Origin of the sequence: Syntrophomonas sp. UBA1041, from assembly GCF_002316705.1 — a bacterium.
Lineage (GTDB): Bacteria > Bacillota > Syntrophomonadia > Syntrophomonadales > Syntrophomonadaceae > DTU019.
The window spans coordinates 1-3,968 of the sequence record NZ_DCEA01000073.1 but is presented as its reverse complement, the minus strand read 5'-3'; the positions used below and the strand labels follow the sequence as shown (position 1 = coordinate 3,968).

At 42.8% G+C, this 3,968-nt stretch carries 5 protein-coding genes; all 5 read right to left on the bottom strand.

All coding sequences use genetic code 11. From position 1 onward, the window contains the following. Nucleotides 1-78: 78 nt before the first annotated feature. On the bottom strand, nt 79-375 hold the full coding sequence (locus B2633_RS11650; RefSeq protein WP_483170841.1) for a hypothetical protein: 297 nt from the start codon (nt 373-375) through the stop codon (nt 79-81). Nucleotides 376-437: 62 nt separating this feature from the next. Further along, a complete protein-coding gene (locus tag B2633_RS11645; RefSeq protein WP_483170840.1) occupies nt 438-854 on the bottom strand; it encodes a hypothetical protein in 417 nt (138 codons plus the stop codon). A 750-nt stretch (nt 855-1,604) separates the two neighbouring features. After that, nucleotides 1,605-2,024, bottom strand: coding sequence for a phosphoadenosine phosphosulfate reductase domain-containing protein (locus tag B2633_RS11640; protein WP_483170839.1), 420 nt, complete (start codon nt 2,022-2,024; stop codon nt 1,605-1,607). A 7-nt stretch (nt 2,025-2,031) separates the two neighbouring features. Further along, nucleotides 2,032-2,769, bottom strand: coding sequence for a hypothetical protein (locus B2633_RS11635; RefSeq protein WP_483170838.1), 738 nt, complete (start codon nt 2,767-2,769; stop codon nt 2,032-2,034). A 123-nt stretch (nt 2,770-2,892) separates the two neighbouring features. Continuing rightward, entirely contained in the window at nt 2,893-3,552 is a 660-nt protein-coding gene (locus B2633_RS11630) for a hypothetical protein (RefSeq protein ID WP_483170837.1), read from the bottom strand. Nucleotides 3,553-3,968 lie beyond the last annotated feature (416 nt).

Here is a 3,968-nt window from a genome sequence, read left to right as displayed (position 1 = left end):
GCATCATTCATCTGAACTTGTAAGTAATTTTTATATGTTGCCCTGAACTATTAGGCAATCCCGAATAGTTGCTGGATTCTATTTAAGCCACATTATCCCAATGTCACCCAGGTAATCGTTAAAATCTAGCGGTTTGGGTAGCGGAGCTTCATTGAAGGTCTTGTCAACCCACATTGTTCGGCATTTCAGCTTGCCTTTATGCCAAACATACAGCCAAACTACATGAACCGGTTTCTTCTCTGCGCGCACCTCATTAGTTGCGTCCTTAATCATTCGCTTAATGGCGGTTTTATTCTTCTTGTCCACCACCACATGAGCCACAAATCGTTTACAGATCGGGCACGAAACGTCCTGAATCTCTGTGATTTGGTACATTATATCCCTCCTAATTGCGTAGCCAACTTATAAATCTGGCAAGGGCAGAGCTGGCTTAATGTTTATTCGCCTGAAAGTGGTTTTAACTCTTTAACCAGATTTCTTGGTTCAACAAGCTCCGCATTTTTAATACGAACACCGCTCGAATTCATAGTTATTAAATCTGTTCCTACCGTTAATTTAAGTGGTTCGCTTTTCCCAACCAATGCCATGCACTCTTGCACATGATGCACTGTTTCATGCAAACAATTAGTAACCATGCGTTTTATAGCCGTTTCCTGCCTATCAAGCAGGCCAATACCCTCAATGATATTGAGTAGCTGGCCCTTCACATCATTGAGCAATATATTTGCCATTAAAGCGTCGACATAACCGACTTGAGTCTTATCAAAGATAATTGCTTCTTTCGGGATTTCATTGACTCCTACAAAACCGGAACATTCTACCTCTTCGGATGAAACTCTTTTACCAAAATTCATTCTTTACCATTCCTTTCTTGTTTGAAATTCACTTTTCTTTGCCTTGCCCTTGCCCAAACAAAAAGCCGCCGATTTACCAACTTCCATGGCTGTATTCACAGTTGCAGAAGTCTAACCGACGGCCTTTGGTTCAACAAAGTATATTTGTGAGTGGCCCGGGGACTTCCACCCCGGGACGGTTGCGATTTATGGCCTATCATGTCCATTACCCGGCACTATCGGCCAGATAATGGCTCACAACAACTACCAACGGTAAAATTATGCAACCTGCGCCGAACCTAGCGTCTTTAACGAATTCCGCCACCACCCACTTGTGCCTATAGCACCATAGATAATATAGTCAAATCCGACTTCCGGTGAGTCTTACACCGTGATCTGAGGAATTGCACCCACTTTCAGTCGGTATTTGCTATCAAGTTAAATGCGGGGCAGGGCGGCCTTCGGCATGACCGCCCTTGCGTGCCGGAGGTAAAAACACTAACCCCGCAAATCTTAATCTCTATTCGCCCATGGTGTTAAGCATGAGTATCACCGCCTAACGCGATTATTCGCTATCTAACACCCAGTAGCCAGTACCGGTGCCTGCTCCTGCGCACCCATCTGCCAGCCTTCTTGAGCTCAAAATATTGTCTACGAGTTATCTGTTTCAATCCGTTACCTCCTTACTCCACTTAATCAATCCCCAGACAGCCAGCAAGAAATAAACTGCAAACAAAAAAGCCTGAGCACAAAGCCCGGCTCGAAAGTCGATTATATAAAACACCCGCGTTCGTCGCCATTCAGAAGATAATTCCGAAGGCGTTCGGATAGGTTTTGATCTCGCAGTTCATGAAGGATATCCGCCTGTCGCTTGCTTATCACCGGATAACCATATTTCTCTATAACCTGTTTAAAAGTCATCTTAGGCGTCCGTTTGACTACATTTGGCCAACTAAGAGCAAAACTTCTTACTTCGGGGTACTCCAAGCCGGTATCACAGAATACCGCAGGTACTTCGGGGTACATCGAACGGACGATATTGAGCAGAACCGTTGAGTCCTTGCCGCCGGAAAAGGAAACATAAACCCGACCGTTCCAATGCTCGTACCATTCCTGTATACGGCCACGGGTAATAATTAATTTATGCTCCAAGTCTAAGGCTTGAAGTTCTCGTAATTCACTGTATTCCATCACGCATTCACCCTATCGCCCTTTCCGGGTCAATTTCAAAATACCTGAAACTAGCCTTAAGGAATGCTACGATGCTACCGTTGTTCGAGTCAGGTAGATTTTCTAAATGCTCGACAACCTTCTCCTGCCATTCGTCTAATTCAATATCCCTATCATGGAAAATCTCGATAGTTCGTTGAATATAGATTAAATTCTCTTTACTAACTCTCATATGTTCTTTATTGAAATAAAACTCATATGCTCTTAAATAAAAATCAATGAAAGGGTCGTCATGTTCAATGACGTATAAGTTAGTCTCTGTAGTATTCTCTGTGTAATCTCTGGTAATGGTCGGGTCATATTGAACCGTTGCATCGGCGCAAAGTGAGCCGTCCATCGTATCAATTTGACACTTTGGTGGATTATCAAGGGTTTCCAGTTTTTCATAGTTTAATCTGTACCATTTTGTACGGTCTATTTTAAGTTTGTTGTAATTACCGCTGACAACCCAACCGTCTTTTTCCAGCTTTATAAAAGTGCGTTTGATTGTGCTTACGCTCCAAAACGGAAACTGTTTCTGCCATTCTTCGTAAGTGTTATACGTCCAGTAATAGCCATCACGATAATTATTTCTGGTTTCTTTGTTGTGTTCTAGCCAATAATTTAATTGTTGAACAATGATTGACTCATTCAACCCTATCTTTTCGGCTAATTCCGTGTTGACTGTTATCGGCTTTTTATTAAATAAGATACTCAATACATTCACCTATCCCCTCGGTGTACTCCCATAATAAATAAGCCATGAGCAAACGGCAGGGATTACCGTCTTTCGGTAGCTAACCTATCTCATGGCATAAAAAAAACACCCTCCACAGAAGGTGTCTTGTTATCAATGTAATAGACTTGTCTGATGACCATTTACATTCAAAACCTTTAGCTTAGGTGGCTTGTCTCTACTCTCTTTCCCCGCCTTCTCTATTTGCTCTTTTGCGCGGGCGATCTTACAATCCCTTTCGGTATAAAACATCGTCTTGAAATACTGATACTTGGTGATATCGCCGCCATTCCAGTATATCTCCGGATTGACACAATACTTTTGAACCCCGCCACTTTCACCCTGAAACAGAATGTTCTTTTCGGTCAATGACTTTAATATCCGCTTAGTTTGCCGCTGCTCACGGTCTATGATATGGGCTATGTCGTCTAACTCTAGCGGCCTCACTTGCTTGCCCCTACGCTTCTCCACTAAAAAATTAGAATTGATCTCGCAATAAGGGAATAGCAAGGTAATACAATAAACCTCATTTGAACTGAGCACTTTCTTCATTCCTAACGCCTCCCAGACCTCACCATAAAATTTAACAAACTGTCTGCGCTCCTTCTGCTTCTTAGGCTTCTGTTTCCCGTCTGTGTCGATAAACGTACTGCCATTAAAAACCCTAGTCTCTGTATACTGATGCCCCGGCAAAGGAGGCCGGATTAACATATATCCCATTGAAGCAGCCTGCGCCTGTAATTCTGCCAATGAAGCCGTTACAACCACCACCATTCCTAGCCCGGACAAAAATGTCCAAAATCGGGCAGTTTGCAGGACAAAAATGTCATGCCCCTATCGCCTACTTTTCGGGGCATTGAGCCGAAATCAACCGCGTTTCTTTCTTAATTCTTATATGTTCAAAAGATTTTTAGCTCTTCACACGGCTGTAAATCCGAATTATTACGTCCCTGAAAATCCTATCCGTAATGACCAATCTATAGCCCTTCCTTACCACAAAGAATCACCACCTTAATAAAAAAAGCCCCCGGGCATCGAAGTGCCTGAAGGCGAATCATAATCTCATATTCAATTCACTAATCCAGAAAACACAAAAACCGCTGGCTGAACACCAACGGCTCTCACATCACTCCTGATGATACTATTATACCATGGAATTTTAACCTGTGTTCGTAGAAAATGCCGACGAT